Genomic DNA, 24,370 nt, shown 5'->3' on the forward strand with positions numbered 1-24,370 from the left:
TTTCATTCATGAAGAAATTGACGTCTGTGCTTATCGGGATTGTCCTAATCGTTACTTTTTCAACTTCGGGATATAGTAAAGGGGCTAAAGAAAATTCGGCAAAGTATCAAATCCCAAATTCAGTTATGAACATTACAAAAGAAAATACGTATCCTAATTCAACTCAGGATTTACCGCTATTGCAGCCGAGTGAATTGACACAAAAACTAATCGATTCTTCTAATGTCAAAATTGAAAATCCAGATTTGATTCGGATGTTAAATGAAACCAGTATTAATAGTACGCCATTTGCACTTGGTTACAGGGCGATTGTTTATTTAGGGCAGTGGCCTTTAAATTATGAATCAACCGAAACATCACCGAACTGGGAATATCAACGGATAAATACTAACTATTTCGATAACCGTGCGGGGAAGGCCCCTTATCAAATTCATTATGTTCAAGAAGTGCAAAAAATTGTCCGTGGAGGATTGACGGCAAAAATTCCAAATGCTGAAGATGTAAAAAAAATGATGCTGTTAAGAGCAATGAAAAAGACAAATCTCCCACTTGCCTTTGAAACGGTTATCGGCGGGGGAACGAAGAAAAATCAAGTATACAACATACCACCGAAACGGTTAGGTTATTTATATGGCTATGCTCCGGCCGTTAATGAAAAAGGGAAGGTCACCTATGGCGAGGTTTACCTAATGCTAAAGGGCAATAAAAAAATGATTGTTGTCAAAAATGTCACTTCCCAAGGAATAGGCGCATGGATCCCAGTTCAAGACCACGTCAGTTTCGGATTCATTGCTCCAGAGCGCCCGAGATAAAACAAAAAAGAGATCGCACTTTAGTGCTTTAAAGTGTTTGAGTAATGTGAGTGAAGGGAGATTTATTATGGGTAGTCCAATTAAGGAGAAGGGTTCGCAGGTTCAGTTTTTAAAGCAGCGTTTGACGATGTTTTCTGAGGTGCTTGATTCCATTAAACCGGAAGAGGTTGACTTAGAGGATATTGATCGACTAATTAATATCATTGACGAACTGGAAAATAAGTGTAAAGAATTTACAAATCGTGATGAGCAGTAAGAGCCTACCTATAGGCTCTTTTTTGTTTGATTGTATTCCTTTTCATAAATTTCTGATAGGGGTATAATAAAGTTTGTGTGAAATAGATAATTAAATAGCATGATGGGGATTTATGGTAAAGGGGGAAACGAGTCAAATGAATATCGAAAAATTTCAAGAAAGCATGTATCAGTTAATTGTGGAAACGTCTACGAAACTACCAAAAGACGTTCGCCGTGCCATTAAAGCTGCAAAAGCAAAAGAAAACGCAGGCACACGTGCAGCGATGAGTTTAGCGACAATCACGAACAATATTACGATGGCCGATGAGAATGTCTCACCAATTTGCCAGGATACAGGTCTACCGACTTTCAAAATTAAAACACCAGTCGGTGCAAACCAAATCATCATGAAAAAAGCAATTCATGAAGCTATCGCTCAAGCAACAAAAGACGGCAAACTACGTCCAAATTCTGTTGATTCACTAACAGGAACAAATAGTGGCGACAATTTAGGACTAGGGTCACCTGTTATCAAATTTGAGCAATGGGAAAAAGATTATATCGACGCACGCTTAATTTTAAAAGGTGGCGGTTGTGAAAATAAAAATATTCAATACAGCTTGCCATGTGAACTTGAAGGTCTTGGTAAAGCGGGACGTGACTTAGACGGCATCCGTAAGTGTATCATGCACTCCGTTTATCAAGCACAAGGCCAAGGTTGTAGTGCAGGTTTCATCGGTGTTGGAATCGGCGGTGACCGCACATCTGGTTACGAATTGGCAAAGGAACAACTATTCCGTTCAGTGGATGATGAAAATCCAATTGAAGAACTAAAACAATTAGAAGAATATGTGATGGAAAATGCCAATAAGCTTGGAATTGGTACTATGGGCTTCGGTGGTGAAACCACTCTTCTAGGTTGTAAAGTAGGCGTCATTAACCGTATTCCAGCAAGTTTCTTCGTTTCTGTTGCTTATAACTGTTGGGCATTCCGCCGTTTAGGTGTTGCCATTCATCCAGAAACAGGGGAAATCAACGAGTGGATGTATCAAGAAGGCGAACATATCGATTTTTCAAAAGAAGTCGAAGAACCAATGGAATCAGAACAAAAAGTGATTACCCTTCAAGCGCCAATCACAGAAGAACAAATTCGCGAACTTAAAGTGGGCGATGTTGTCCAAATTAACGGTATGATGTACACCGGTCGTGACGCGATTCATAAACATTTATCGGAGAATGATTCTCCTGTCGACCTAAATGGACAGGTTATTTACCACTGTGGTCCGGTCATGTTAAAGGACGAAGAGGGTAAGTGGCATGTGAAGGCGGCTGGACCAACGACAAGTATTCGTGAGGAGCCATACCAAGGTGATATCATGAAACGTTTCGGCATTCGTGCTGTCATTGGTAAAGGTGGTATGGGTCCTAAAACTCTTGCTGCCCTTAAGGAACATGGCGGTGTTTATCTAAATGCAATCGGAGGAGCAGCCCAGTACTATGCTGACTGCATTAAATCCGTTGAAGGTGTTGACCTCATGCAATTCGGAATTCCTGAAGCAATGTGGCACTTAAAGGTTGAAGGCTTTACTGCCGTTGTGACAATGGACTCTCATGGCAATAGTTTGCATGCAGATGTCGATCAATCTTCATTAGAAAAATTAGCACAATTTAAAGAAAAAGTATTCTCATAAACTTTTAGTGCCAGTGGTTATCCATATTTTGGATGACTACTGGCACTTATGCTTCCCACTGATTTTACAAATAATAAGCAAAAACGTTTAGGGGGAGCTTCATTTGTTTAAAAAAATTTTCGTTTTGCTAGGGCTAGTTTTTTTAACAGTTGTACAAGCGGCTTATGCTGAGCAAGCTAATTCACCCATTCATTGGGGCTTTAAAAAGGCTAAAAATGAGCAGCCTGCCGATGCGGGCACTGAGCTAGAAAAATTGCTCGAGAAGCATAGTGCCGTTTACAAAGGCGATTCGACCAGGAAGTATCTATATTTAACCTTTGATAATGGCTATGAAAACGGCTTTACCGAGAAAGTCCTAGACGTGTTGAAAAAAGAAAAGGTTCCAGCAACCTTCTTTGTTACCGGGCATTATCTTAAAAGTGCACCTGAGTTGGTAAAACGAATGGTAAAAGAGGGCCATATTGTTGGCAACCATTCGTGGAGTCACCCGGATTTAACACAAGTGAGTAATGAAAGATTAAGGGATGAGTTAGAAAAGGTTCGTAAGGAAACCGAAAACCTTACTGGACAAAAACATATGGCTTATCTCCGGCCACCACGAGGGATATTTAGTGAAAGAACAATGGCCATTGCTAAGGAAATGGGTTATACCCATGTGTTTTGGTCACTAGCGTTTGTCGATTGGAAAACCAATCAACAAAAGGGTGCGCAGTATGCCTATGACAACATTATGCGTCAGGTTCACCCAGGAGCGATTTTGCTGCTTCATACCGTCTCGAAAGACAATGCCGATGCCCTTAAGCAGGTGATCCAAGACCTGAAAAAGCGGGGATATGAATTTAAGAGCCTAGATGATTTTGTTTTAAGGCATACTTTAAAGGAAGAAATGCTTTATTAATATAGGTGTCTTAGTGTTCGAGAGGAACTGGGAAAAGTGGTCACCAAGACATGTTCTTGGTGACCGATTTCCATGGGAAACGGAAAAAATGGTCAACAATAAGGATTCTTATTGCCCGATTTCAAGGGTAAGCCGGAAAAGTGGTCAATAAAAACCACTTTAATTACCCAATTACAACCAAAAGCTAACAAAGTGGTCATTAAGAATCAATTCCACCAACAACTAAACACTGTTTTCACCTTCATCGCCCCATACATAAGAGCAGCATCTCTACCTCTAGGGTGATCTCGATGCATTTTCGAGCGAAGACATTTCAGCAACTCACGATCACAACAGCATTCCGACTCCTTCCTCCCCAAACAACGATCATGCTTTTTGCAGCAAGCATCAATATCATTTAATGGAGCCCCAGGACCGCTACAGCCAGGCCCACAATAGCGATAATTCGGAAAAATACATCCGGAATGTCGTTTATTTCTACTCATAACCACACACATCCTTAAAAAGTTTGTCTCCTTTATCTATATGAACAAGCCTCCAAGGCAAACTAGTCTTTCTACCCAAATGCGATAACATTTTCTTAAACAAGCTCCCGCATGCTATAATACGAGAAAAATGACAAAGGTGGACAAACCATGTGGCAGGAAACCATTCAAATAAACGGCCCCTATAACTTTGATGGTGTGTTAGCAAGGCGCTCCCTCGACCCGTTGCAATCTGTTAACATCGAAACAAATACCTTGAAAATACCTCTATACATCGAGACAAAACCAGTCGTTGTAGAAATTAAGAGTTTAGGGACAACTGCCGAACCATTATTTCAACTTTCCAGCCAAGACGAACAATACAAGAAACAAGCCATTGAAAAGGTTAAACTTATTCTTCTATGGAATACACCATTACTGCCAATACACAATCACTTCAGTGAGACCGACTTAAAAGAAATTTTTCAAACGCATTACGGCACACCACTCGTGCTCGACTTTGATCCCTATAGTAGTATCATAAGATGTATCATTCACCAACAGCTCAATCTCTCCTTTGCCTATAAACTGACCGAGAGATTCGTTCATACTTACGGGTTCCAACAGGAAGGAGTTTGGTTCCACCCTCTTCCTGATAAAATTGCAAAGCTAACCATTGAAGATTTAAGGGTCCTGCAATTTAGCGGCCGAAAAGCAGAGTATGTCATCGGTGTTAGCCAAAAAATAGTCAACGGCGATCTAGACCTTGAAACACTTCAAGAAAAACCAGAAGAACAAATCTACGATCAATTAATCAAACTAAAAGGCATCGGACCATGGACCATCCAAAATCTATTATTGTTTGGCTATGGCAAACCAAATCTATTCCCGTTAGCCGACATCGGTATTCAAAATGCCTTAAAAAAGTTATACAAGCTCGATAGAAAGCCGACACTAGAAGAAATGGAACAATACAAGAAACCTTGGGAACCTTACTTAAGCTATGCATCCCTCTATCTATGGAGAAGCATCGAATAAACTGGAGTTGAAACTTAAAAATGAAAAAGCAGCAAACAGTCACGATCGAACCGAAACAAACCTTCCCTTTAACGATTAAACGACTCGGGATTAATGGAGAAGGAGTCGGTTATTATAAAAAAACAGTCGTCTTCGTACCTGGTGCACTACCCGGTGAAGAGGTAGTTGTAGAGGCAACAAATATCCATCCCAAATACGCTGAAGCGAAAATCAAGAAAATCCGTAAAAAATCAGAGCATCGCATCCAGCCACTTTGCCCTGTCTATGAACAATGCGGGGGCTGTCAACTTCAGCATCTCGGATACTCGCAACAGCTAATGGAAAAACGTGATATTGTCATTCAATCGCTTGAACGCCATGCGAAGCTACCCATTTCAGAAATCGAAATCAGAGAAACAATCGGTATGGAAGACCCTTGGGGCTACCGCAACAAAAACCAATTTCAAGTCGGTCAAAGAGATGGGAAGGTTTTAGCAGGCTTATATGGACTTAATTCGCATGAGCTCATCAACATCGAGCAGTGCGCCGTTCAGCATCCGCAAACAAACGAAGCCACGTTACAAGTGAAACAAATTTTAGAAGAATTAAAAATACCAATCTATAATGAAAAAACGCGAACAGGCATCGTCCGTACGATTGTCACACGCGTTGGTATGCAAACTCATGAACTCCAGGTAGTGCTAATTACGAACGCGAAAGAATTACCGAAAAAGGAACTCATCATCGCAGAAGTGCAAAAACGATTGCCAAATGTAAAATCGATTGTTCAAAACGTCAATGAACAAAAAACCTCACTTATTTTCGGTGATGAGACCATTGGATTAGCGGGGGAGGATTTTATCCAGGAAACACTGGGAGATCTGCATTTCGAATTATCGGCGAGAACTTTTTTTCAGTTAAACCCGCAGCAAACAGTTAAATTGTACAATGAGGTGAAAAAGGCAGCCGCTTTAACAGGAAAAGAAAAAGTGGTTGATGCTTACTGTGGTGTCGGAACCATTGGCTTATGGCTTGCAGCCCAAGCTGGAGAGGTTCGTGGTATGGACATCATTCCCGAATCCATTGAGGATGCCAAGAAAAACGCCAAGCGCCACGGCTTTTCTCATACGAAATATGTACCTGGTAAGGCGGAAGAAGTATTACCAAAATGGGTTAAAAAAGGCTGGCAACCAGACGTTATCGTTGTTGACCCTCCGAGAACGGGGCTGGATGAAAAGCTTTTGCAAACGATCCTACAAATTAAGTCCGAAAAACTTGTCTATGTATCCTGCAATCCTTCGACCTTAGCAAAAGATCTCCAGACTCTAAGCAAGGGATATCGTGTGAAATATATTCAGCCAGTGGATATGTTCCCTCACACGGCTCAGGTCGAAACAGTTGCGCTACTGATAAGAAAGTAGTTCTCAACATTTTATTCAAGGTGGTTTACTATGAAGAATGGAAAAAGGAATCTATCTCTTGAGCAACGTGAAGAAATACTCGAAACATTGAAAGTCCGATTTGAGAAAAATATGAATCGTCATCAAGGACTAGTATGGGATGAAGTGCAGGCGAAACTTGAAACGAATGAAGAAAAACTGTGGTCGTTGAATGAAATGGAAATAACCGGGGGCGAGCCAGATGTTATTGCCTTTGATGAAGAAACGGATGAATACATTTTTTATGATTGTTCAGCAGAAAGTCCAAAAGGTCGCAGAAGTGTTTGTTACGACCATGAGGCGCTAGAGTCAAGGAAACAACACAAACCAGCAAACAGTGCAATCGGTATGGCTGCTGATATGGGCATTGAGATTTTAACGGAAGAACAATACAGGGAACTGCAGAATCTTGGGAATTTCGATCTTAAATCATCGAGCTGGGTAGAAACACCTTTGAATATTAGAAAACTCGGTGGGGCCATCTTTTGTGATCGTCGCTACGATACTGTTTTTATGTACCACAATGGAGCAGAATCCTACTATGCAGCTAGGGGTTTCCGTGGTTCACTAAGGGTCTAAGATTTTGCTAAATGCATTTTTATGGAAAAGGCGAATTTCTTCTCTAACAAAGGGAGGAAATTCGTTTTTTTATTATCTAAATCATTCGGTTAGGGATTATTATAAAATAACAATTTTCAAACAAACGTTTGATTAAATGAATATAAAAGTTTGATTTAAATGGAATACTTTTACACCGACAAAAATCATCTATTTTCGCGCTGTATACTAAAATAGTAAATACGTCTCCAAGTGATAGGAAAAGTCTTATTTGATTCTGCTTCAAATTTATTATACTTATGAATCAAGCTATAATAGGATTAAACGACCAAAATATCTTTTATATCACAAGTTGCATATAGAATGATAAAAGGGGGGAACATATGATGATCCAGAGAAAAATGGATTCCATGTCCATTACAACATTAAGAGAACATGGCGTGGAAACTGTCGTTGATTGGTTCGATCAGCGTAAACAATCGTTCTATACACTCGGTTGGTTCTTTCTGAGAAATCGCCAACAGATAGAAGAACTTTTTTACCGATCCATTATAAAAGTTCAAAAGGAGTTGCCTCGATTTAAAAGTGAAACATCATTCGAAACGTGGGTAACGAATATATTTTTACATACTTGCCGTAAGCTATCTGATGAAGGAAGTTTCCAGGATTCAGAAGAAAATGAGCCTCTTCAAGCTATTATTAAAGCGCTCGATAGATTGAATGATTATGAGAAAGAAGCGGTTGCCCTTACATACATAAAAGGGATTTCTAAAGAGGAATCGGCATATCTTCTCCAAATATCAGTAGAAAAGATGAAAGAGCTTTTGTTTTCCGGAATTGAGTCACTTAGAAAAGAAATGAGGCAAGGTTCAACCTTTAATGGATGTAAGGAGTATCATAGTGGCTACATTGATTACCTAGAAAGATCTATGGACCGGTCGCGGAAGATTGATTTTGAGGTACATATTTATCGTTGTCAAGAATGTCAGGAGGATTTGGCTTCCTTTCAGGATGTCATGTTAACCATGTCAGGCCTTACTGATAGGATGAAAGATTTACATATACCACCTAGTTTCATGGAAAACATCAAAGATAGACTCGCAGAAAAAGAGAGGCAGAGACAACAGAAAAACAAGAAACGTACTAATACGGGACTTATTTCTACAAGTGTATTCACTTTATTAATGGCTATCGTTTTTTTTACAGGGACGTTTACCAACCTTTACTATACATGGACAGAAGAAAATCAGGAATTACGTGCTTTTCTGCAACAGGGGCTAGGTGAGAGTCTTAATTTGGAAGCGGAAAGCGATGGGGTGAAAATTACGATTAAGAGCGTGATCTCGGATGAAATTCAGACGCTGGTTTTTTATAAAATAGAAGACACAGCTGAAGACAATCAATTTGTCATGAATAATTATGATGGAGTTAGTGTGGAGAATGAACACCTAATCATGACCGGTAGTACATATCCAAGGTATTACCTGCCTGACCTTAAAGCGGATATCAATAACACGGAGAAGAACGTTTTTCATGGGAAGATTAGTCTACTTCCACTTCGAAAGGATAACGGGACAATCAAACTTAAAATCACAAAGCTTCAAAAATTAATTCGTGATTCCTCAGCTCCGAGTGGTTTTATGCCATACGGAAATTTGGAATATAAAGCAGGGGATTGGAGTTTTGAAATTCCTGTAACAAAACAGCCATCTGTTGAATATGCACTGGATGAAAAAACAGAAGTAGAGGGAGTCTCGATTCGATTTGAAAAGCTAATCAGTGCTCCGACCGCAACACTTCTGCAATATACGATTAATCAACAGCCGACCAAACGAATAGATGTTCTAAATTTTAATCATATAGAAGTGAACAAGAAAAAGGTGAAAGCTGAACGGTATAGCAACTCTTTTTTTACTGGAAGTACCTTTGGGACTACTTATCAAGCACAATTTGACCCACTTCTTGGAGAAAAGCCAAAAGAGGTCAAGGTTCAATTAGAATCTGCCCAGTTAGCCTTTAACGATCAAAAAAATATTGAATTGGATGCTTTTGGGGAATATCCGCAAACCTTTGAATACGCAGGCAGTATCCTATTCATTGATAAAGTGGAAGTTGGTGAGCCAACCAATGTCGTTATAAGTAATCATAAATTTGAGAACCGAACATACGATTCGCTTTACTTCAATATTGTAGGAGAGGGTGAAGTTTACCCTAATTCTATGGAGATGGATTCTGAAGGGGTGCTTGTGGATAAAAACGGGGTAGAAATCGATATGAGTAAAGCCCCCTTTTTATACGAGCAAATCGAGCAGCCTCGTCATTTCGTTACGGTTCAAAACGTGAAGTTACAAAGTAACATTCCAGGGGAAAAATTGATCCCTATACGTCTGGAAATTTACGGATATAATACAACGAAGTATTTGGATGATGTGGTGAAGATTTCGTTGAAGTAATATAAAAAAATCCCTCTAGCTCTAATCAACTAGAGGGATTTTTTATTTTCGTTTGTGCTTTTCTCCGTTGAAAGGTAGATAATACAACCCCACCAACAATAAATAGAGATCCGATAATTTCTGAGCTAGTAATTGGTTTATATAGTAATACCAATCCCATGATCATTGCGACAAAAGGTTCTAAATTTGATAGTATCGAGGCCTTTGATGCATCTACATGCCTAATGTTGTTATTCCATATGAGTGCAGCCACCCCGTGAACAATAACAGCTGTCCCAATCAGTAAAGTCCAATCTGAAAGATTTGAGCTTATTCGTAAGGGGTTATCCATTGCAAATGCAAATGGAATGGATATTACGAAGCCGACTATATTGGAATATAACGTAATGGTAAGGGGGCTTATTCTTTGGGAGAGAAGCCTTGTCATGATAATCATGATGGCAAATGTAACCATTGTTACAACAATCCATAGCAGACCTTTATCAAGGTGAATGGTTGATAGATCGCCTTTTGCAACGACAAAGTAAATACCAATGATTGCAACAATAGAACCGATTAACATTCGAACTGTTAATGTTTCTTTTAAAAATATGGCAGCTAGAAAGCTAGTTAATATAGGTGTAGTTGCTAAAATTAAGGCAGATGTTGTTGGATCGGCCGTTTGTAATCCCACAAAAAAAGACCATTGGTTAATAAATACACCGATAATCCCTAGAAAGATTACTGCAGGTAAATTTGTTTTATCTAAACGTTTAAAGGGTTTTTGGGAGAAGGATAATCCAATTAAAAACAGGGAGATAAACAAAAGTCTTAGCATGGTTAACATGGTTGGAGAAAAATCCTGGACTAATAGCTTACCAAATACAAAATTACTTCCCCATATTATGACACAAAGAGTTAATAAAGAATAAGCTTTAAACATATGACACCGGTCCTTTAACAAAATGCAAAACACAATCTCCATTTTAACATTTATCTATCCTTTGTTTCATAATTTTGAATTATGCATGTGGGGCAAGGTACTATTATATTCTGCATAAACCTAGCAGCTCGTATTTTAAGATGGAATGGGAAAAGGGATAAGTGACAATGAAATTTGAAAATAATAATTTTCAAACAAACGTTTGATTAAATGAAAAATTGATGTTGATTTAAAAGGGATATTTTGGCATCGACAAAAACCATCTATTTTTGCGCTTTATACTGAAATAATAACGATAAAAGCGTGAAATGGTTCATTTTCACCCTGGTTTTTCATTAATAAAATAGCAATATTCAAACAAACGATTGATTAAATGAAAAATTGGTATTGATTTTATAAGGTTATTTTTGTATCGACAAAAATCATCTATTTTCGCGCAGTATATTGAAATAATAAAATGATTTTCGATTGGTAATTAAGAAAATGACCAAATAAAGTGACACCAAAACCAGTTTAGTTCGTATAGAAGGAAGCGATTTCATTTGTTAATGAACTAAGCGGGAGGAAGTAAAATGACCAATTATTTAGGAAGACCGAAACTGAAAATACCGAAATCAAAAAGTGAGTGGCTATGGGATGTGGTGGGTTATCTCACTTATTTCGGATCAATCATATTTTTGATTTCCGTCTGGAGTTCGCTTCCAGACAAAGTGCCTGGACATTATAATGCCCTTGGGGAGGTCGACCGTTGGGGGTCGAAATGGGAGCTGATTATATTACCAATCATTGCGGCGTTTATTCTGCTAGTAACGCAAATACTCGAAAAATTCCCTGAAGTACACAATTACCCACAACGTTTAAATGAGTCGAATGCAGAGCGGTTTTACTTAGCTAGTAGAAAGCTAATCAATCAAGTAAAAAATATATGCATAATAATCTTTTCGTTCATTTTATTTGAATCCGTTTCGATTGCCTTAGAATGGGGAGGTGGATTCGGCAAGTGGTTCTTGCCCCTAATTATTATTGGCCCTAGTGTTTCGATTGTTATAAGCATTATAAAACAAAGAAAGATTAAGTAATGGAAACAGGAAATTTTTATTATAGGATTTCGTTGAAACGGTCACCAGTGTTCCTTCTTGGTGACCATTTTGACTTTTTTCTTTGAAATCGGTCCCAAAGGCATCTACTGTTTTATTTTTACCCGGATATATTAGAATTGGAAGCGCTGTCATGTAAGCGCTATTTACCTTATAATGAAACCAAACAAACTAAACTGGTATAAAAAGGAGTGGATTTGCCTTGGTAGAACCATCCATATTTACTTATAAAGCAAATGATCAAACAGAAATTGTTGCGAAGAAGTGGATAAGAGAAGGTGAAAACAATCCTAGAGCCATCGTTCAAATCGCCCATGGAATGGCGGAGCACATCGCTCGTTACGATTCGTTTGCAAAGGAACTAGTTGATCACAATCTATTTGTGTTTGGGAATGATCACCGTGGTCATGGTGAAACCGCAAAGAAGAATGACAACAGTTACGGGTATTTTTCAGACGAGCAAGGTTTTGAAAACGTTGTTCACGACATGCGTAAACTAACGGCTATTATTGAATCCGAATATCCTCAAACGCCAATCTTTCTTTTTGGCCATAGTATGGGATCCTTTTTAGCGAGACGTTATATTCAATTGTACGGCGATAGATTATCGGGAGTCATTCTCTGTGGTACGGGTGGAGACCCAGGAATAATGGGGAAAATCGGCAAAATGATTGCTTCTTTGGAAATCAAAAGAAAGGGACGGAAGACACCGAGTCCATTGTTAAATAACTTAACCTTTGGAAATTTCAATAATGCCTTTCGTCCAAATCGAACTGAATTTGATTGGTTGAGTAGGAACGAGCGTGAAGTAAATAAATATATTGAGGACCCGCAATGTGGGGGGATTTTTACGGCTGGATTTTTTTATGACTTTCTTAATGGGATCATCACCATTAATCAACCAACTAACAACAATTTGATACCTTCTCTGCTCCCAATTCTTCTAATCTCAGGAGCTGACGATCCAGTAGGTGGAAAAAACGGATCGGGTGTCATTAAGACCATGCAGTCATTACAAAAAGTTGGTGTTAAAGATGTTAGCCTTCAACTATATGAGAATGCCCGTCATGAAATTTTGAATGAAATTAATCAGCATGAGGTACAGAAGGACATAATAGATTGGATTCATAACCATCTCAATAAATAGCCTGGATAATAGATAAGGGGAGAACTACTTATGGAAAAATATATTCTTTCCCTTGACCAAGGGACAACAAGCTCGCGAGCGATTCTATTCAATAAAAAGGGAGAGCTTGTCTTTAGCGCACAAAAGGAGTTTACGCAATATTTTCCGAAACCAGGCTGGGTGGAGCATAACCCGAATGAAATATGGGGCTCGATTCTCTCGGTGATTGCCGAAGTTTTATCAGAATCTAGTATCAAACCTGACAAAATCGCCGGAATTGGTATTACAAACCAACGGGAAACAACGGTGGTGTGGGATAAGGAATCAGGTCAACCGGTTTATAATGCAATTGTTTGGCAATCAAGACAAACGAGCGAAATTTGTGAGGAACTAATAGAAAAAGGATTCAACAGGTTATTCCGAGAAAAAACTGGTTTACTGATTGACGCGTATTTCTCAGGGACAAAGGTGAAATGGATTCTTGATCATGTAGCGGGGGCACGGGAAAAGGCGGAGCAGGGGAAACTATTATTTGGCACTATCGACACATGGCTAATTTGGAAACTTTCCGGCGGGCGTGCTCATATTACTGATTATTCTAATGCATCTAGAACGCTTATGTTTAATATTTATGAATTAAAGTGGGATGACGAATTGTTGGAAATCCTAGGCGTTCCTAAAATAATGCTACCGGAGGTACGTCCATCGTCAGAAGTGTACACAAAAACGCTTGATGTCCATTTCTTTGGGAAGGAGATACCAATTTCGGGGGTGGCTGGAGATCAACAAGCAGCACTATTTGGTCAGGCTTGTTTCGACCAAGGTATGGCGAAAAATACATACGGAACCGGCTGCTTTATGCTAATGAATACAGGAGAAAACGCTGTTCGTTCCGAGCATGGTTTGTTAACGACAATTGCCTGGGGACTAAATGGTAAGGTGGAATATGCTTTGGAAGGAAGTATTTTTGTTGCAGGCTCTGCTATTCAATGGTTACGAGATGGACTAAGAATGCTTAAACAGGCAAGTGATAGTGAGGCTTATGCGATAAAAGTCGATTCAACAGAAGGAGTATATGTCGTACCTGCTTTTGTTGGTTTAGGAACACCATACTGGGATAGCGAGGTACGCGGGGCGGTATTTGGCTTAACACGGGGAACTTCAAAGGAGCATTTTGTCCGGGCAACGTTGGAGTCGTTGGCCTATCAAACAAAAGACGTCCTTTCATCGATGGAAGCTGATTCTAACATTAAACTAAAAACTTTAAGGGTGGATGGCGGCGCTGTAAAAAATAATTTCTTAATGCAATTTCAAAGTGATATCCTCGACGTACCTGTGGAAAGGCCAGTCATAAACGAGACAACCGCTTTGGGGGCGGCGTATTTGGCTGGGCTTGCCGTTGGATTTTGGAAGAGTCAGGATGAAATTTCTAAACAATGGTCCATAGAAGAGTCGTTTATTCCCGAAATGTCAGACGATAATCGTAACGAATTATATGGGGGATGGAAGAAGGCAGTAAATGCTGCCATGGTTTTTAAGTAGCTTCTATGATAGTGGGAGGTACAGCGATGAAATTTTCAAACTTACACCGCCATGAAATCGTAAAGGAACTTATCACTGGTTATTTTGATGTATTAATCATCGGTGGTGGAATTACCGGTGCAGGAATTGCATTGGATGCACAAACTAGAGGAATGAAAACGGCACTTATCGAAATGCAGGATTTTGCAGCAGGGACTTCCAGCCGTTCAACCAAATTAGTTCATGGGGGATTGCGTTATTTAAAGCAATTAGAGCTAAAAATTGTCGCCGAGGTAGGTAGGGAAAGAATGATCGTTTATGAAAACGGTCCGCATGTGACGACTCCCGTATGGATGCTCTTGCCGATTCATAAAGGTGGAACTTTCGGTAAATTTTCGACCTCAATCGGTTTAAAAGTCTACGATTTTCTTGCTGGTGTAAAGAAGTCTGAACAGCGAACGATGCTAACAGCTGATGAAACAATTGCTAAAGAACCACTCATAAAAAAGCCCGGGCTAAAAGGGAGTGGCTATTATGTAGAATATCGAACGGACGATGCTAGATTAACGATTGAGGTACTTAAAATGGCAGTCGAGAACGGAGCCATTGCCCTTAATTATGCTAAGGGTATAAAGCTTTTATTTGAAAAAGGAAAAGTTGCCGGGATGCAAATAAAAGATGGATTAACCGGAGAAAAATATGAAATTAGAGCCAATAAAATAATCAATGCCACCGGTCCATGGGTCGATACTATTCGAGACATGGACCACTCCAAAAGCGGGAAAACACTTAAACTTTCTAAAGGTGTTCACCTTGTCATCGACCAATCGCGATTTCCGTTGCGGCAGGCGGTTTATTTTGATACAACGGATGGACGTATGGTGTTTGCCATTCCCCGTGATGGAAAAACGTATGTTGGTACCACTGATACTTTTTTTCATGATGACATAGCTAGCCCATATATGACTGCAGGCGACCGAGATTACCTTATCAATGCGATAAATGACATGTTTCCTGAAGTTGGGATTAGTATAAATGATGTTGAGTCAAGCTGGGCAGGGGTTCGCCCCCTTATTTGTGAAGAAGGTAAACGTGCCTCTGAGATATCTCGAAAGGATGAGATCTGGGAGTCAGCAACTGGATTAATTACAATTGCAGGTGGAAAATTAACGGGCTATCGCAAAATGGCTGAGACTGTGACGGATCTTGTTGCAGCAAAATTCCAGGCAGAAGCAGGCAAGTATTTTCCTCCCTGCCAGACGAAAAAAATACCAATATCAGGTGGAGATGTGGGCGGTTCCCTGGATTTTCCTAGTTATGTTTCCAATCAAATAAAGAAAGGAATGGTGATTGGTCTTTCGCAAAAAGAAACAGAAAAATTGACTAAAATCTATGGCTCTAATATAAATCATCTTTTTGGGCTTCTTGCTGCCAATAAAAAGAACGCCATCAAATATAGGCTACCGCTTGATCTTTTTGCCCAGCTTATCTACGCCATTGAATATGAAATGACGGTCACTCCGTTAGATTTCTTCTATCGGCGGACAGGTGCCCTTTTGTTTCAGATAAATTTAGTTAAACAATATAAGAAACCGGTCATTTCCTATATGGCGGGATGCTTTAATTGGACAAATGAGCAGATGGAAACCTTTTCAAGAGAGTTGGACGAAGCATTGGAAAAATGTGTGGTTCCAGTTTAGGATGAAACCAATGGTTTTATCCTTTTTTTGTCTTTTCGTTTAAAAATATTTACCCCATCAATCGGTGATACTAGTTTTGTGCTATAAGAAAGGTGGCACTGACTATGAATTATTTTTATGAAAAAATAAGGAGGAAAACCATGGGTATTTTAAGTGGAAATCCAAAAGAAGAGCCGTTGCATTATGGTGAAGTTTTTGATTTATGGGCTTCACTATTTGCGTGTAATGGGATGATTGCTGGTTATCAAACAAGCATGAACCATGCAGGTGATGAAGATTTAAAAAAGCTATTAGTTGAAGCAATGGAAACATGCCAGCAGGAAAAGAAACAAATTGAGCAGTTATTAAAGGAAAATGGAATTGGTTTGCCTCCGGCGGCACCGGAACCTCCAGAAGCATGTTTAGAGGATATCCCGGTCGGAGCACGTATGCCTGACCAAGCAATTGGGGCAGCCTTAGCAGCTGATATTGCCGTAGGTTTAGTGGCCTGCAGCCAGGCGATGGGGAAATCGATTAGAGAAGATGTTGCAGTAATGTTCGGACAATTTCATATGCAAAAAGCTGCATTAGGTGCAAAAGTGTTACGATTGAATAAAGAAAAGGGCTGGTTAATACCACCACCTTTACATCTCAATAAACATGGTGATTGTTAGAAATCTTTAAGTTAAAAGGCAGAAGTAAATCGCTTCTGCCTTTTTGATATGAAATCAACTAGACGAAACAATTAGTCAAACGTTTGTTTTAATTTTTGGATTTAGTAAATCTAGTATATAATGAGGGTAATATACTAGATATTGTGTGGTGAGGTACAATGCAGGCACATGAAATGATGAATCGGCAAGTGATTAAAGTTAAAGAAAAGGATAGTGTACGCTCCGTTGTCACTAAATTTATTGAACACGGGATAAGTGGTGTACCTGTCGTGAATGATCGAAACGAAATTGTCTCGTACATTAGCGATGGAGACATTATGCGTTATATTGGCAAGCATGAGGATGTGACTATTACAACCATTTATTCTTTTTATTTTATAAATGGTGATAATGAAAAGTTCGAGGAACGAACAACTAGAATCCTCGATTTGAATGTAATGGAAATAGCCAAAAAAAGAGTTCAGACGGTTCAATGGAATGAGGAGATTGAAACAGTAGCGGCCATTTTAGGAAAAAAACAAATTAAAAAAGTACCTGTCGAGCGAAATGGTGTACTTGTTGGAATTATTAGCCGTGGAGATGTGATTCGTGAATCCTTTAAATCCTTGCTATAAAGGCGTTTGTTATTTTTTACTCCTATACAATTGATGAAAATCATGCTATAAGTTAGAGGAGTATGATTTAATTAGTAAGACAAAAAACAGTTATGGGAGGGTATTACAGTGAATAAAGCAATGATACCTTCTACACAGAAGGTTGGCAAACCCACTATATCCTATAATCAAAATATATCTACCTTTTTTGCTGATTTAAAATACTTGTTTAAAGGTCCGGTCCTTGTAGCGAATGTATTGCCGGTCTTTGCTGGATTTTGGTTAGCATTATATTTTTCGCAAGGGTCCTTCATTGATAATTGGCAGTTATTGTTACTAACAATGATTGGCAGTATATTGGTAATTGGTGGAGCTTTAGTGATTAATAACTGGTACGATGTTGATATCGATACGGTAATGGACCGAACGAAACAACGTCCAACAGTAACTGGTCACTTTTCACTAAAAACCGTTTTAATAATTGGTATTATTTTATCTATACTTGGATTTACTCTATTACTCTTCACTACAATGGAAGCTGCTATATATGGGTTTATTGGCTGGTTTACGTATATTGTTCCATATACAATGTGGTCTAAGCGTAAATACACCCTTAATACCGTTATAGGAAGTGTCTCAGGTGCAGTCACTCCTCTTATAGGGTGGACTGCAATTGATTCTGGATTTCAGTTGGTACCAATCATTCTATTTTTGATTTTATTTATTTTTCAAATGCCACATACATTTGCGATAGCGATGAAGAAACATGATGAATATAAAGCAGCGAAAGTGGCCATGCTGCCGGTTGTACACGGTTTTGAACTAACCAAACGGCAAATGGTTGTTTATATTGCCTGTTTATTACCATTACCGTTTTATTTAGGATCACTTGGGCTGACCTTTGTTGTTATTGCTACTTTACTAAATGTTGGTTGGTTAGTAGTAAGTATAATCAGCTTATTCTCCAAAAACGATATGAAATGGGCTCAAGTTCATTTCTTATATTCTGTAAACTATATAACCATTATCTTTGTGATGATGATTATCGTTACATTGCCCTTCTTCTAGAGAAAAGACTCCCATTTTAAATGGGAGTTTTTTCTGTGGCTGTATTAAAGTAGAAAAAATTCCCTTTTGTCTTGGCATTTTTATTTGAAGAATAAAAATTGGCGGATATTATTAGTTTTTATGGCGAATTTATTAAAATTCTGGGTGAAAAATACTTCATCCAGTCAAATTTCATCGTTTTTGTCAAAATTAGAAGAACATTATGCCCAACTTTTCAGATTTATTTCCAACATTTTTGATTTATTTCCAACTTTTCAGATTTATTTCCAACCTTTAAACACTTATTTCCAACTTTTGAAATATATGCCCAACTTTCGAGCACTTATTTCCAACTTTTCAGATTTATGCCCAACTTTTTCAGCATATGCCCAAGTTTTATCATATATGCCCAACTTTCTCTTTTGACCTAAGTTTCTCCATGTATGCCCCACACACTTTGATCATTCGGCCAAACCCTAATTGTCTAAAATCGGATATCTCTCATTACAATTAACGAGCTCTCCCCTCTAATCGATATGTTCACGATTTTGTCATTTTTATGCCCCTCGTAAAAGAGGGCTATTTTTTTTCACTAAAATAATAAGTTGGAATGGTTAGCACTGTATAAATGTTGTTATAACGGGGTTTCAAAGAAATGAGTTGTCAAAAATATTTTATTAATATGTCATTGTCCTGTGATTGAAAAATCACTTTATATGTGATTCAGTTCACTACTCTGATAACCATTCGCAATTAAGATATAAGTATGAAATGAGCTAAGGAGGTTGATTTTCAGTGGCTACAAAAGTTAACCGTAATCAAAATGTAGAAAAAGAGCATGATTCCAAAGTTGGAACTTGGGTAGGTGTTGGCATCGTTGGCGCCGTTATCCTGTTTACGTATTTTGTGCTTTTTGGACTATTTATGGATAGATTCTAGGGGGGAAAACAATGAAAATGCATTTGGATGAAAAAATATGGTTAGCATTAAGCTTTGGTATGATCATGATTTTTATGCTAATTACAGGTTACCAAGGATTTGCTTTAGAAATGGGACCACCGAGTCACAAGGAAACGATTGATCCACAAAAAGTTGACCAAACCGCACCATTTGATCAACCGGGAATTAAAATAATTGGTGAGAACGAATATGAAGTTGTTATGACACTTCAAATTTTTAGTTTTAATCCAGGAAATATTGAAATCCCTGCTGGGTCAACTGTTCATTTCATCATGACCTCAAAGGATGTTGTCCACGGTTTTGAAGTAGCTGGAACAAACTTAAATGCAATGGTAATGCCAGGACATGTAACAAAAATCACGCAAAAATTTGATGAGCCTGGAAATTTCCTAGTGTTATGTAATGAATATTGTGGCGCTGGTCACCAAATGATGAGCACAACTATTACGGTGAAATAAAGGAGGGAAGACAAGTGGAATCTGTATTATCGCAAACAGGAAAAGTAAAATCTGTTTTTAAAGATAAAACAAATAAAGTTCTTGGTGTTAACTTAGAAGATGCAAAAGTCACAAAATCCTATTTATCAGTTGCATTTATCGCATTATTACTAGGTGGATTATTTGGCTTACTACAAGGATTAAACCGAGCAGGTGTACTTGAATTACCATCTTGGCTTAACTATTATCAAGTGTTAACAGCACACGGGCTATTATTATTAGTTGTACTTTGTTCTTTCTTTACAATTGGATATTTTTACTCAGTACTTTCTCATACATTAGGAGGACTTTTGCCAAAGGTTAGGAAACTAGCTTGGGTTGGTTTCTGGACGAAAATGGTCGGTCTTGTCCTAGTAGTCGTAATGGTGTTAACGAATGAAGCTTCTGTCATGTTTACATTCTATCCGCCAATGGCTGCACATCCGGTATTCTACTTTGGTTTAGTATTTGTAGTTTTAGGAATTTGGATGTCTTCAATCGGAACATTTATTCAAGTAGCACATTGGAGAAAAGCTAACAAAGGACAGCATACTCCAATCTTAGCTTTCTTCGCTACAGGTGTTCACGTCCTTTTAGTGGGTTCTACATTATTTGTAGCTTATGAAGTTCTGTTCATGATCATTCCTTGGACACTTGGTTGGACGGACGGAATTAATGTTATGCTTTCGCGCACATTATTCTGGGCATTCGGTCACACAGCCGTTAACATTTGGTATTTAACCGCCGTATCGGTATGGTATGGTATTGTTCCAAAAATTATTGGTGGTCACCGTTGGAATGACTTATTAACTCGTATGGTTGTTATTCCATTGGTTATCATGAACATTACAGGTGGATTCCACCATCAAATTATTGACCCAGGTATCTCACCTTCAATCAAATTTATGCACGTATTTATGAGTTTAGCAATCGGTTTCCCTTCATTAATGACAGCTTATGCCATGTTTAGAGTATTTGAGAAAACAGGAAGAGCAAAAGGCGGAAAAGGTGCGTTTGGATGGTTCAAGAAATTACCTTGGGGAGACGTTCGTTTCTTAGCACCATTTATTGCAATGGCTGCGTTTGCACCGGCTGGAGCAGGTGGTATTGTTCAATCTACAAACCAATTAAACCAAGTTGTTCATAATACATTATGGGTAGTAGGTCACTTCCACTTAACGTTAGGTATTTCGGTAGCGTTAACATTCTTTGGTGTAAGTTATTGGTTAGTTCCTTATATTTCAGGTCGTGTCTTAACACCACAAATGAATAAAATAGGTGTTGTTCAAACGATTCTTTGGACAATTGGTATGGTGATGATGTCAGGAGCGCAACATACTGTGGGTCTATTTGGATCACCACGTAGAACTTCTTATACAACTTATGGTGACCATGCAGCTGCATTAGCTTGGGACCCATATATGGTTGCACTAGCAGTTGGTGGTACAATCTTAGTAGTTGCAGTATTACTTCAAGTTTACGCAGTATTTAACATGATGTTCTTTGCACCAAAAGGAACAACAGAATTCCCTGAAGCAGTAGCCGAAGAAAATGCACCAAAAACTCCATACTGGACAGAACGTTGGGGCGTATGGGTTGTCTTAACCATCATCGTTGTCGGAATGGCTTACGTTATTCCAATCGTCGACATGGTACTTAATGCACCTCCGGGATCACCACCTTGGCGTACTTGGTAATGGGATTCGTTTTAAAAAGAGATAGCCTTTAGCAAGGGGCTATCTCTTTATACCTTATTAGAGGTAAAAACATTTAGGATGTGATCATTATGATCAAAAATCGCCACACATCAATAGCTATTTTTATCGTATTACTTTTTGGAATGGGGTTATTTTACTTTGGCACGGATGGCTTTAGCGCTTATACAGCAGAACGCGCTAGAGTGAATGATTTGATTGAAGCAAAACCAACGTTTCCTAGTGTTACTTTAGAGGATAGCAAGTGGCGCCAGTACGCTATCTCAGAATTTAAAGATAAGTATGTATTCATTACATTTATGTACACATCCTGTAAAACAGTTTGTCTTGAATTGGAAAATAACATGACACAAGTTTACGAACGAGTGCCGGATAACTATAAAGGGAAAGAAGTTGTTTTTCTAAGCATTAGCTTTGACCCAGAACGCGATACCCCAGCGGTGTTGGATGAATATAAAAACAATTTTCGCAGTGATGGGGAGAATTGGCGCATGGCCAGAATCCCAAATCAAACTGAATTAGATGGATTGCTAAAAGAATTTGGAGTGATTGTCATCCCTGATGAGTACGGTAATTTTACACATAACTCGGCTTTTTATTTAGTTGATCCTGCTGGAAAACTGATTGATGTGATGGATTATAAAAAGGTTGATGAAGCCGCAGATAAGCTTAATAATATCCTTGAGAAAAGGGCGGGGAATACAGAATGAATTACTCATTTTATGGCCTAATTTTATTTATTTTCCTAGCCATACCGCCTGTAGCTCGCTTTATGGAATCTTTAATGGTCATTCACATGCACATGCAAATGCTGATGCTAGTTATAGCAGGTGTGATGATGACGAAATTTTTCCAAGTGAAATTTCCGGGACTTTTTGAAAAATGGAATCAGAACGGAATACCTGGAATCCTTTTATTCATCATAATAGTAGGCTATTGGATGTTGCCTCGTTCGATGGATGAGGCATTGGAGTCCCAAGTAGTTGAAGTTTTTAAATTTATCAGCATGCCATTTCTTGCAGGTGTACCATTACGGGATAGTTGGAATAAGATAGGTTCAGGTGTGAAAAATGGTGTTATTATTGGATTTACCGTTCTTTTTATCTTAATGGGTTGGCTATATATTTTCTCACCTGCTCAGCTTTGCAATAACTATTTAAAAATCGAGCAAATCACTCTCGGTTGGGGATTCATAGCTACCGCTGTAGGAATGATTGTCTATTTAGTTTATAACTTTTTCATTGATCCTTCTGCTTACGAGGATATCGCAGAAGAGTAAAAGATCTCCGTTGGTAGGGGGTCTATTTTTTTGTGCCTAATTATATACTACTTCTTATTATAAAAGCTAACACTATAAGAAAAGGTGTGAAAAAGGAGAGTCATATGAAGGCCACTGATTTAATTGTAAAATGTTTAGAAAAGGAAGGTGTTGAGTATGTATTTGGAATCATGGGAAAAGAAACGCTCGATTTTATTGATTCCTTATCAAAATCTGAAATCATTCAATTTGTTAATGTCCGGCATGAGCAGGGAGCTGCTTTTATGGCGGATGTTTATGGACGTCTATCTAAAAAAGTAGGGGTTTGTACAGCAACCCTTGGTCCGGGTGCGACGAACTTGTTGACCGGAATAGCGAGTGCAAATCTCGATTATTCTCCAGTTGTCGCAATAACTGGACAAGCGGGATTTGAACGCCAGCATAAGGAATCGCATCAATATTTAGAGATTGTTAAAATCTTTGAGCCTGCAACGAAGTGGAGTGTACAAATAAAGGATGCGCAAACCATTCCCGAAATCATCCGTAGAGCATTCCGCTTGGCAAAGATGGAAAAACCCGGTCCCGTATTAATTGAATTACCGGAGAATCTAGCCTCACAAGTGATTTCCAATCAACCGCTGGAAATCTCCCCGATACCAATAAGTGTTCCAATCCAACAGGATATGGGTCGTGCAGTTGATATTATTAACCAATCAAAAAAGCCACTGATTATTGTGGGGAATGGTGTCTTGCGCCAAGAAGCAATAGAGGAACTTTATTTATTAATTGAGAGACTTCAAACACCTTGTATCCATAGTTTTACGGCAAAGGGGATACTTCCAAAAAGTCATCCATTAAACTTTTTTACTTTTGGTTTTACTGAAAATGACTTGGTTTTGCCGGTTGTGGAGGAAGCTGATTTATTAATTGTTATTGGTTTTGATTGTGTGGAAAGGTTACCAAAAGAATGGAATGGAAAAAAACGGCCAATTTTACATATAGATGCTTTGCCGGCAGAGGTAGATGAGTATTACCCAGTGCAGGCTGAACTTGTTGGAAATGTGAAAGAGATACTAATAGCACTGGAAAATAAAAATCTTCCTGTAAAAGCCTGGATCCCAATGGGGCAGATACGGGAGCAACTAATATCTTCCTATCAACTGAATAATGAAGACACAATGACCTTCACAATTGAAAATGTCCTAAAAGTAATGGAGAAGCACTCTACTGATAGAACCGTTATTATTTCTGATGTTGGTGCACATAAAGTCTCCATAGCACGGACGTTTCAACCGAAACAAGCTGGTAGGCTAATTATTTCAAACGGCTTGGCTTCTATGGGAATTGCGATTCCGGGTGCAATTGGTGCTAAATTAGCTTCTCCGAATGATCCTGTTATTTGTATCACGGGTGACGGTGGGGCATTAATGAATTTTTCCGAACTAGAGACAGCCAAACGATTAGGTGTTTCATTTATCATTATTTTGCTTAATGATTCCAAATTAAAATTAGAGGAACAAATGATGATGACGAAATTAGGAAATGATTACGGAAGTGATTTTACTAATCCTGACTTTGTAAAATTGGCCGCGAGTTTTGGAGCTTTAGGTTTTAAAGCAAACAATCTAGTGGAGTTTGACATGGCCTTAGAAGATTCGTTAAACAGGCCAGCAGAAATTTCATTCATTGAGGTTGTATTAGAATAAGTAATGAACAGACTGCAAAGTAAGCGC

General features: G+C 38.6%; 23 protein-coding genes. 21 read left to right on the top strand and 2 right to left on the bottom strand.

The genetic code is table 11. From position 1 onward, the window contains the following. Positions 1 to 8: 8 nt before the first annotated feature. The 4 genes from ACX9YW_RS04765 to pdaA all read left to right on the top strand — a co-directional run bounded on the left by ACX9YW_RS04765 (position 9) and on the right by pdaA (position 3,638). On the top strand, positions 9 to 812 hold the full coding sequence (locus ACX9YW_RS04765; RefSeq protein WP_460342597.1) for a YfkD famly protein: 804 nt from the start codon (positions 9 to 11) through the stop codon (positions 810 to 812). A gap of 67 nt (positions 813 to 879) precedes the next feature. After that, on the top strand, positions 880 to 1,068 hold the full coding sequence (locus ACX9YW_RS04770) for an SE1561 family protein (RefSeq protein WP_460342600.1): 189 nt from the start codon (positions 880 to 882) through the stop codon (positions 1,066 to 1,068). Positions 1,069 to 1,204: 136 nt separating this feature from the next. After that, complete coding sequence (locus ACX9YW_RS04775) at positions 1,205 to 2,740, top strand: fumarate hydratase (RefSeq protein WP_460342603.1); 1,536 nt, start codon at positions 1,205 to 1,207, stop codon at positions 2,738 to 2,740. 124 nt (positions 2,741 to 2,864) lie between these two features. Continuing rightward, entirely contained in the window at positions 2,865 to 3,638 is a 774-nt protein-coding gene (gene pdaA, locus ACX9YW_RS04780; RefSeq protein ID WP_460343213.1) for a delta-lactam-biosynthetic de-N-acetylase, read from the top strand. A 206-nt stretch (positions 3,639 to 3,844) separates the two neighbouring features. On the opposite strand, the gene ACX9YW_RS04785 is transcribed toward pdaA, so the two are convergent. Continuing rightward, on the bottom strand, positions 3,845 to 4,123 hold the full coding sequence (locus ACX9YW_RS04785; RefSeq protein WP_460342606.1) for a phospholipase: 279 nt from the start codon (positions 4,121 to 4,123) through the stop codon (positions 3,845 to 3,847). 150 nt (positions 4,124 to 4,273) lie between these two features. On the opposite strand from ACX9YW_RS04785, the gene ACX9YW_RS04790 reads away from it, so the two are divergent. The 4 genes from ACX9YW_RS04790 (at position 4,274) to ACX9YW_RS04805 (ending at position 9,569) form a co-directional block, all read left to right on the top strand. Further along, positions 4,274 to 5,140 (top strand): DNA-3-methyladenine glycosylase family protein, encoded by an 867-nt coding sequence (locus ACX9YW_RS04790; RefSeq protein WP_460342609.1) that lies wholly within the window; start codon positions 4,274 to 4,276, stop codon positions 5,138 to 5,140. A gap of 20 nt (positions 5,141 to 5,160) precedes the next feature. Next, entirely contained in the window at positions 5,161 to 6,540 is a 1,380-nt protein-coding gene (gene rlmD / locus ACX9YW_RS04795) for a 23S rRNA (uracil(1939)-C(5))-methyltransferase RlmD (protein ID WP_460342612.1), read from the top strand. 30 nt (positions 6,541 to 6,570) lie between these two features. Further along, positions 6,571 to 7,137 (top strand): DUF4256 domain-containing protein, encoded by a 567-nt coding sequence (locus tag ACX9YW_RS04800; RefSeq protein ID WP_460342615.1) that lies wholly within the window; start codon positions 6,571 to 6,573, stop codon positions 7,135 to 7,137. Positions 7,138 to 7,499: 362 nt separating this feature from the next. After that, complete coding sequence (locus ACX9YW_RS04805; RefSeq protein ID WP_460342617.1) at positions 7,500 to 9,569, top strand: DUF4179 domain-containing protein; 2,070 nt, start codon at positions 7,500 to 7,502, stop codon at positions 9,567 to 9,569. Between the two features lie 25 nt (positions 9,570 to 9,594). On the opposite strand, the gene ACX9YW_RS04810 is transcribed toward ACX9YW_RS04805, so the two are convergent. After that, a complete protein-coding gene (locus ACX9YW_RS04810; RefSeq protein ID WP_460342620.1) occupies positions 9,595 to 10,491 on the bottom strand; it encodes a DMT family transporter in 897 nt (298 codons plus the stop codon). Between the two features lie 572 nt (positions 10,492 to 11,063). Between ACX9YW_RS04810 and ACX9YW_RS04815 the strand changes: the two genes are divergently transcribed. The 13 genes from ACX9YW_RS04815 to ACX9YW_RS04875 all read left to right on the top strand — a co-directional run bounded on the left by ACX9YW_RS04815 (position 11,064) and on the right by ACX9YW_RS04875 (position 24,343). Further along, positions 11,064 to 11,570 (top strand): DUF1648 domain-containing protein, encoded by a 507-nt coding sequence (locus ACX9YW_RS04815; RefSeq protein ID WP_460342623.1) that lies wholly within the window; start codon positions 11,064 to 11,066, stop codon positions 11,568 to 11,570. A gap of 220 nt (positions 11,571 to 11,790) precedes the next feature. Continuing rightward, entirely contained in the window at positions 11,791 to 12,735 is a 945-nt protein-coding gene (locus tag ACX9YW_RS04820; protein ID WP_460342626.1) for an alpha/beta hydrolase, read from the top strand. Positions 12,736 to 12,765: 30 nt separating this feature from the next. Further along, entirely contained in the window at positions 12,766 to 14,256 is a 1,491-nt protein-coding gene (glpK, locus tag ACX9YW_RS04825; protein WP_460342629.1) for a glycerol kinase GlpK, read from the top strand. A 26-nt stretch (positions 14,257 to 14,282) separates the two neighbouring features. After that, the gene (locus ACX9YW_RS04830; protein WP_460342632.1) at positions 14,283 to 15,935 is read left to right on the top strand and encodes a glycerol-3-phosphate dehydrogenase/oxidase; all 1,653 of its coding nucleotides are present in this window, start codon (positions 14,283 to 14,285) and stop codon (positions 15,933 to 15,935) included. A gap of 140 nt (positions 15,936 to 16,075) precedes the next feature. Next, the gene (locus ACX9YW_RS04835; RefSeq protein WP_460342635.1) at positions 16,076 to 16,588 is read left to right on the top strand and encodes a DUF3231 family protein; all 513 of its coding nucleotides are present in this window, start codon (positions 16,076 to 16,078) and stop codon (positions 16,586 to 16,588) included. Between the two features lie 158 nt (positions 16,589 to 16,746). Continuing rightward, entirely contained in the window at positions 16,747 to 17,202 is a 456-nt protein-coding gene (locus ACX9YW_RS04840) for a CBS domain-containing protein (RefSeq protein ID WP_460342638.1), read from the top strand. Positions 17,203 to 17,322: 120 nt separating this feature from the next. Beyond that, complete coding sequence (gene cyoE / locus ACX9YW_RS04845) at positions 17,323 to 18,249, top strand: heme o synthase (protein WP_460343216.1); 927 nt, start codon at positions 17,323 to 17,325, stop codon at positions 18,247 to 18,249. Between the two features lie 774 nt (positions 18,250 to 19,023). Further along, positions 19,024 to 19,167: a hypothetical protein gene (locus ACX9YW_RS04850; RefSeq protein ID WP_460342641.1), complete on the top strand. Its 144-nt coding sequence runs from the start codon at positions 19,024 to 19,026 to the stop codon at positions 19,165 to 19,167. 11 nt (positions 19,168 to 19,178) lie between these two features. After that, positions 19,179 to 19,646: a cytochrome c oxidase subunit II gene (locus tag ACX9YW_RS04855; protein ID WP_460342644.1), complete on the top strand. Its 468-nt coding sequence runs from the start codon at positions 19,179 to 19,181 to the stop codon at positions 19,644 to 19,646. Between the two features lie 14 nt (positions 19,647 to 19,660). Continuing rightward, positions 19,661 to 21,361, top strand: coding sequence for a cbb3-type cytochrome c oxidase subunit I (locus ACX9YW_RS04860; protein ID WP_460342647.1), 1,701 nt, complete (start codon positions 19,661 to 19,663; stop codon positions 21,359 to 21,361). Positions 21,362 to 21,450: 89 nt separating this feature from the next. Continuing rightward, a complete protein-coding gene (locus tag ACX9YW_RS04865) occupies positions 21,451 to 22,089 on the top strand; it encodes an SCO family protein (RefSeq protein WP_460342650.1) in 639 nt (212 codons plus the stop codon). Further along, complete coding sequence (locus ACX9YW_RS04870) at positions 22,086 to 22,658, top strand: hypothetical protein (RefSeq protein WP_460342653.1); 573 nt, start codon at positions 22,086 to 22,088, stop codon at positions 22,656 to 22,658. The genes ACX9YW_RS04865 and ACX9YW_RS04870 overlap by 4 nt, the downstream gene beginning before the upstream one ends. A 104-nt stretch (positions 22,659 to 22,762) precedes the next feature. Continuing rightward, entirely contained in the window at positions 22,763 to 24,343 is a 1,581-nt protein-coding gene (locus ACX9YW_RS04875) for an acetolactate synthase large subunit (RefSeq protein ID WP_460342656.1), read from the top strand. Positions 24,344 to 24,370 lie beyond the last annotated feature (27 nt).

The organism is Pseudoneobacillus rhizolycopersici (assembly GCF_054786815.1).

Coding starts and splice junctions, on each gene's coding strand:
- ACX9YW_RS04770 (WP_460342600.1), top strand. CDS start 880: ATGGGTAGTCCAATTAAGGAGAAGGGTTCGCAGGTTCAGTTTTTAAAG.
- ACX9YW_RS04840 (WP_460342638.1), top strand. CDS start 16,747: ATGCAGGCACATGAAATGATGAATCGGCAAGTGATTAAAGTTAAAGAA.
- cyoE (WP_460343216.1), top strand. CDS start 17,323: ATGATACCTTCTACACAGAAGGTTGGCAAACCCACTATATCCTATAAT.
- glpK (WP_460342629.1), top strand. CDS start 12,766: ATGGAAAAATATATTCTTTCCCTTGACCAAGGGACAACAAGCTCGCGA.
- ACX9YW_RS04865 (WP_460342650.1), top strand. CDS start 21,451: ATGATCAAAAATCGCCACACATCAATAGCTATTTTTATCGTATTACTT.
- ACX9YW_RS04800 (WP_460342615.1), top strand. CDS start 6,571: ATGAAGAATGGAAAAAGGAATCTATCTCTTGAGCAACGTGAAGAAATA.
- ACX9YW_RS04830 (WP_460342632.1), top strand. CDS start 14,283: ATGAAATTTTCAAACTTACACCGCCATGAAATCGTAAAGGAACTTATC.
- ACX9YW_RS04870 (WP_460342653.1), top strand. CDS start 22,086: ATGAATTACTCATTTTATGGCCTAATTTTATTTATTTTCCTAGCCATA.
- ACX9YW_RS04790 (WP_460342609.1), top strand. CDS start 4,274: ATGTGGCAGGAAACCATTCAAATAAACGGCCCCTATAACTTTGATGGT.
- ACX9YW_RS04785 (WP_460342606.1), bottom strand. CDS start 4,123: ATGAGTAGAAATAAACGACATTCCGGATGTATTTTTCCGAATTATCGC.
- ACX9YW_RS04805 (WP_460342617.1), top strand. CDS start 7,500: ATGATGATCCAGAGAAAAATGGATTCCATGTCCATTACAACATTAAGA.
- ACX9YW_RS04815 (WP_460342623.1), top strand. CDS start 11,064: ATGACCAATTATTTAGGAAGACCGAAACTGAAAATACCGAAATCAAAA.
- ACX9YW_RS04775 (WP_460342603.1), top strand. CDS start 1,205: ATGAATATCGAAAAATTTCAAGAAAGCATGTATCAGTTAATTGTGGAA.
- rlmD (WP_460342612.1), top strand. CDS start 5,161: ATGAAAAAGCAGCAAACAGTCACGATCGAACCGAAACAAACCTTCCCT.
- ACX9YW_RS04855 (WP_460342644.1), top strand. CDS start 19,179: ATGAAAATGCATTTGGATGAAAAAATATGGTTAGCATTAAGCTTTGGT.
- ACX9YW_RS04835 (WP_460342635.1), top strand. CDS start 16,076: ATGGGTATTTTAAGTGGAAATCCAAAAGAAGAGCCGTTGCATTATGGT.
- ACX9YW_RS04875 (WP_460342656.1), top strand. CDS start 22,763: ATGAAGGCCACTGATTTAATTGTAAAATGTTTAGAAAAGGAAGGTGTT.
- ACX9YW_RS04765 (WP_460342597.1), top strand. CDS start 9: ATGAAGAAATTGACGTCTGTGCTTATCGGGATTGTCCTAATCGTTACT.
- ACX9YW_RS04810 (WP_460342620.1), bottom strand. CDS start 10,491: ATGTTTAAAGCTTATTCTTTATTAACTCTTTGTGTCATAATATGGGGA.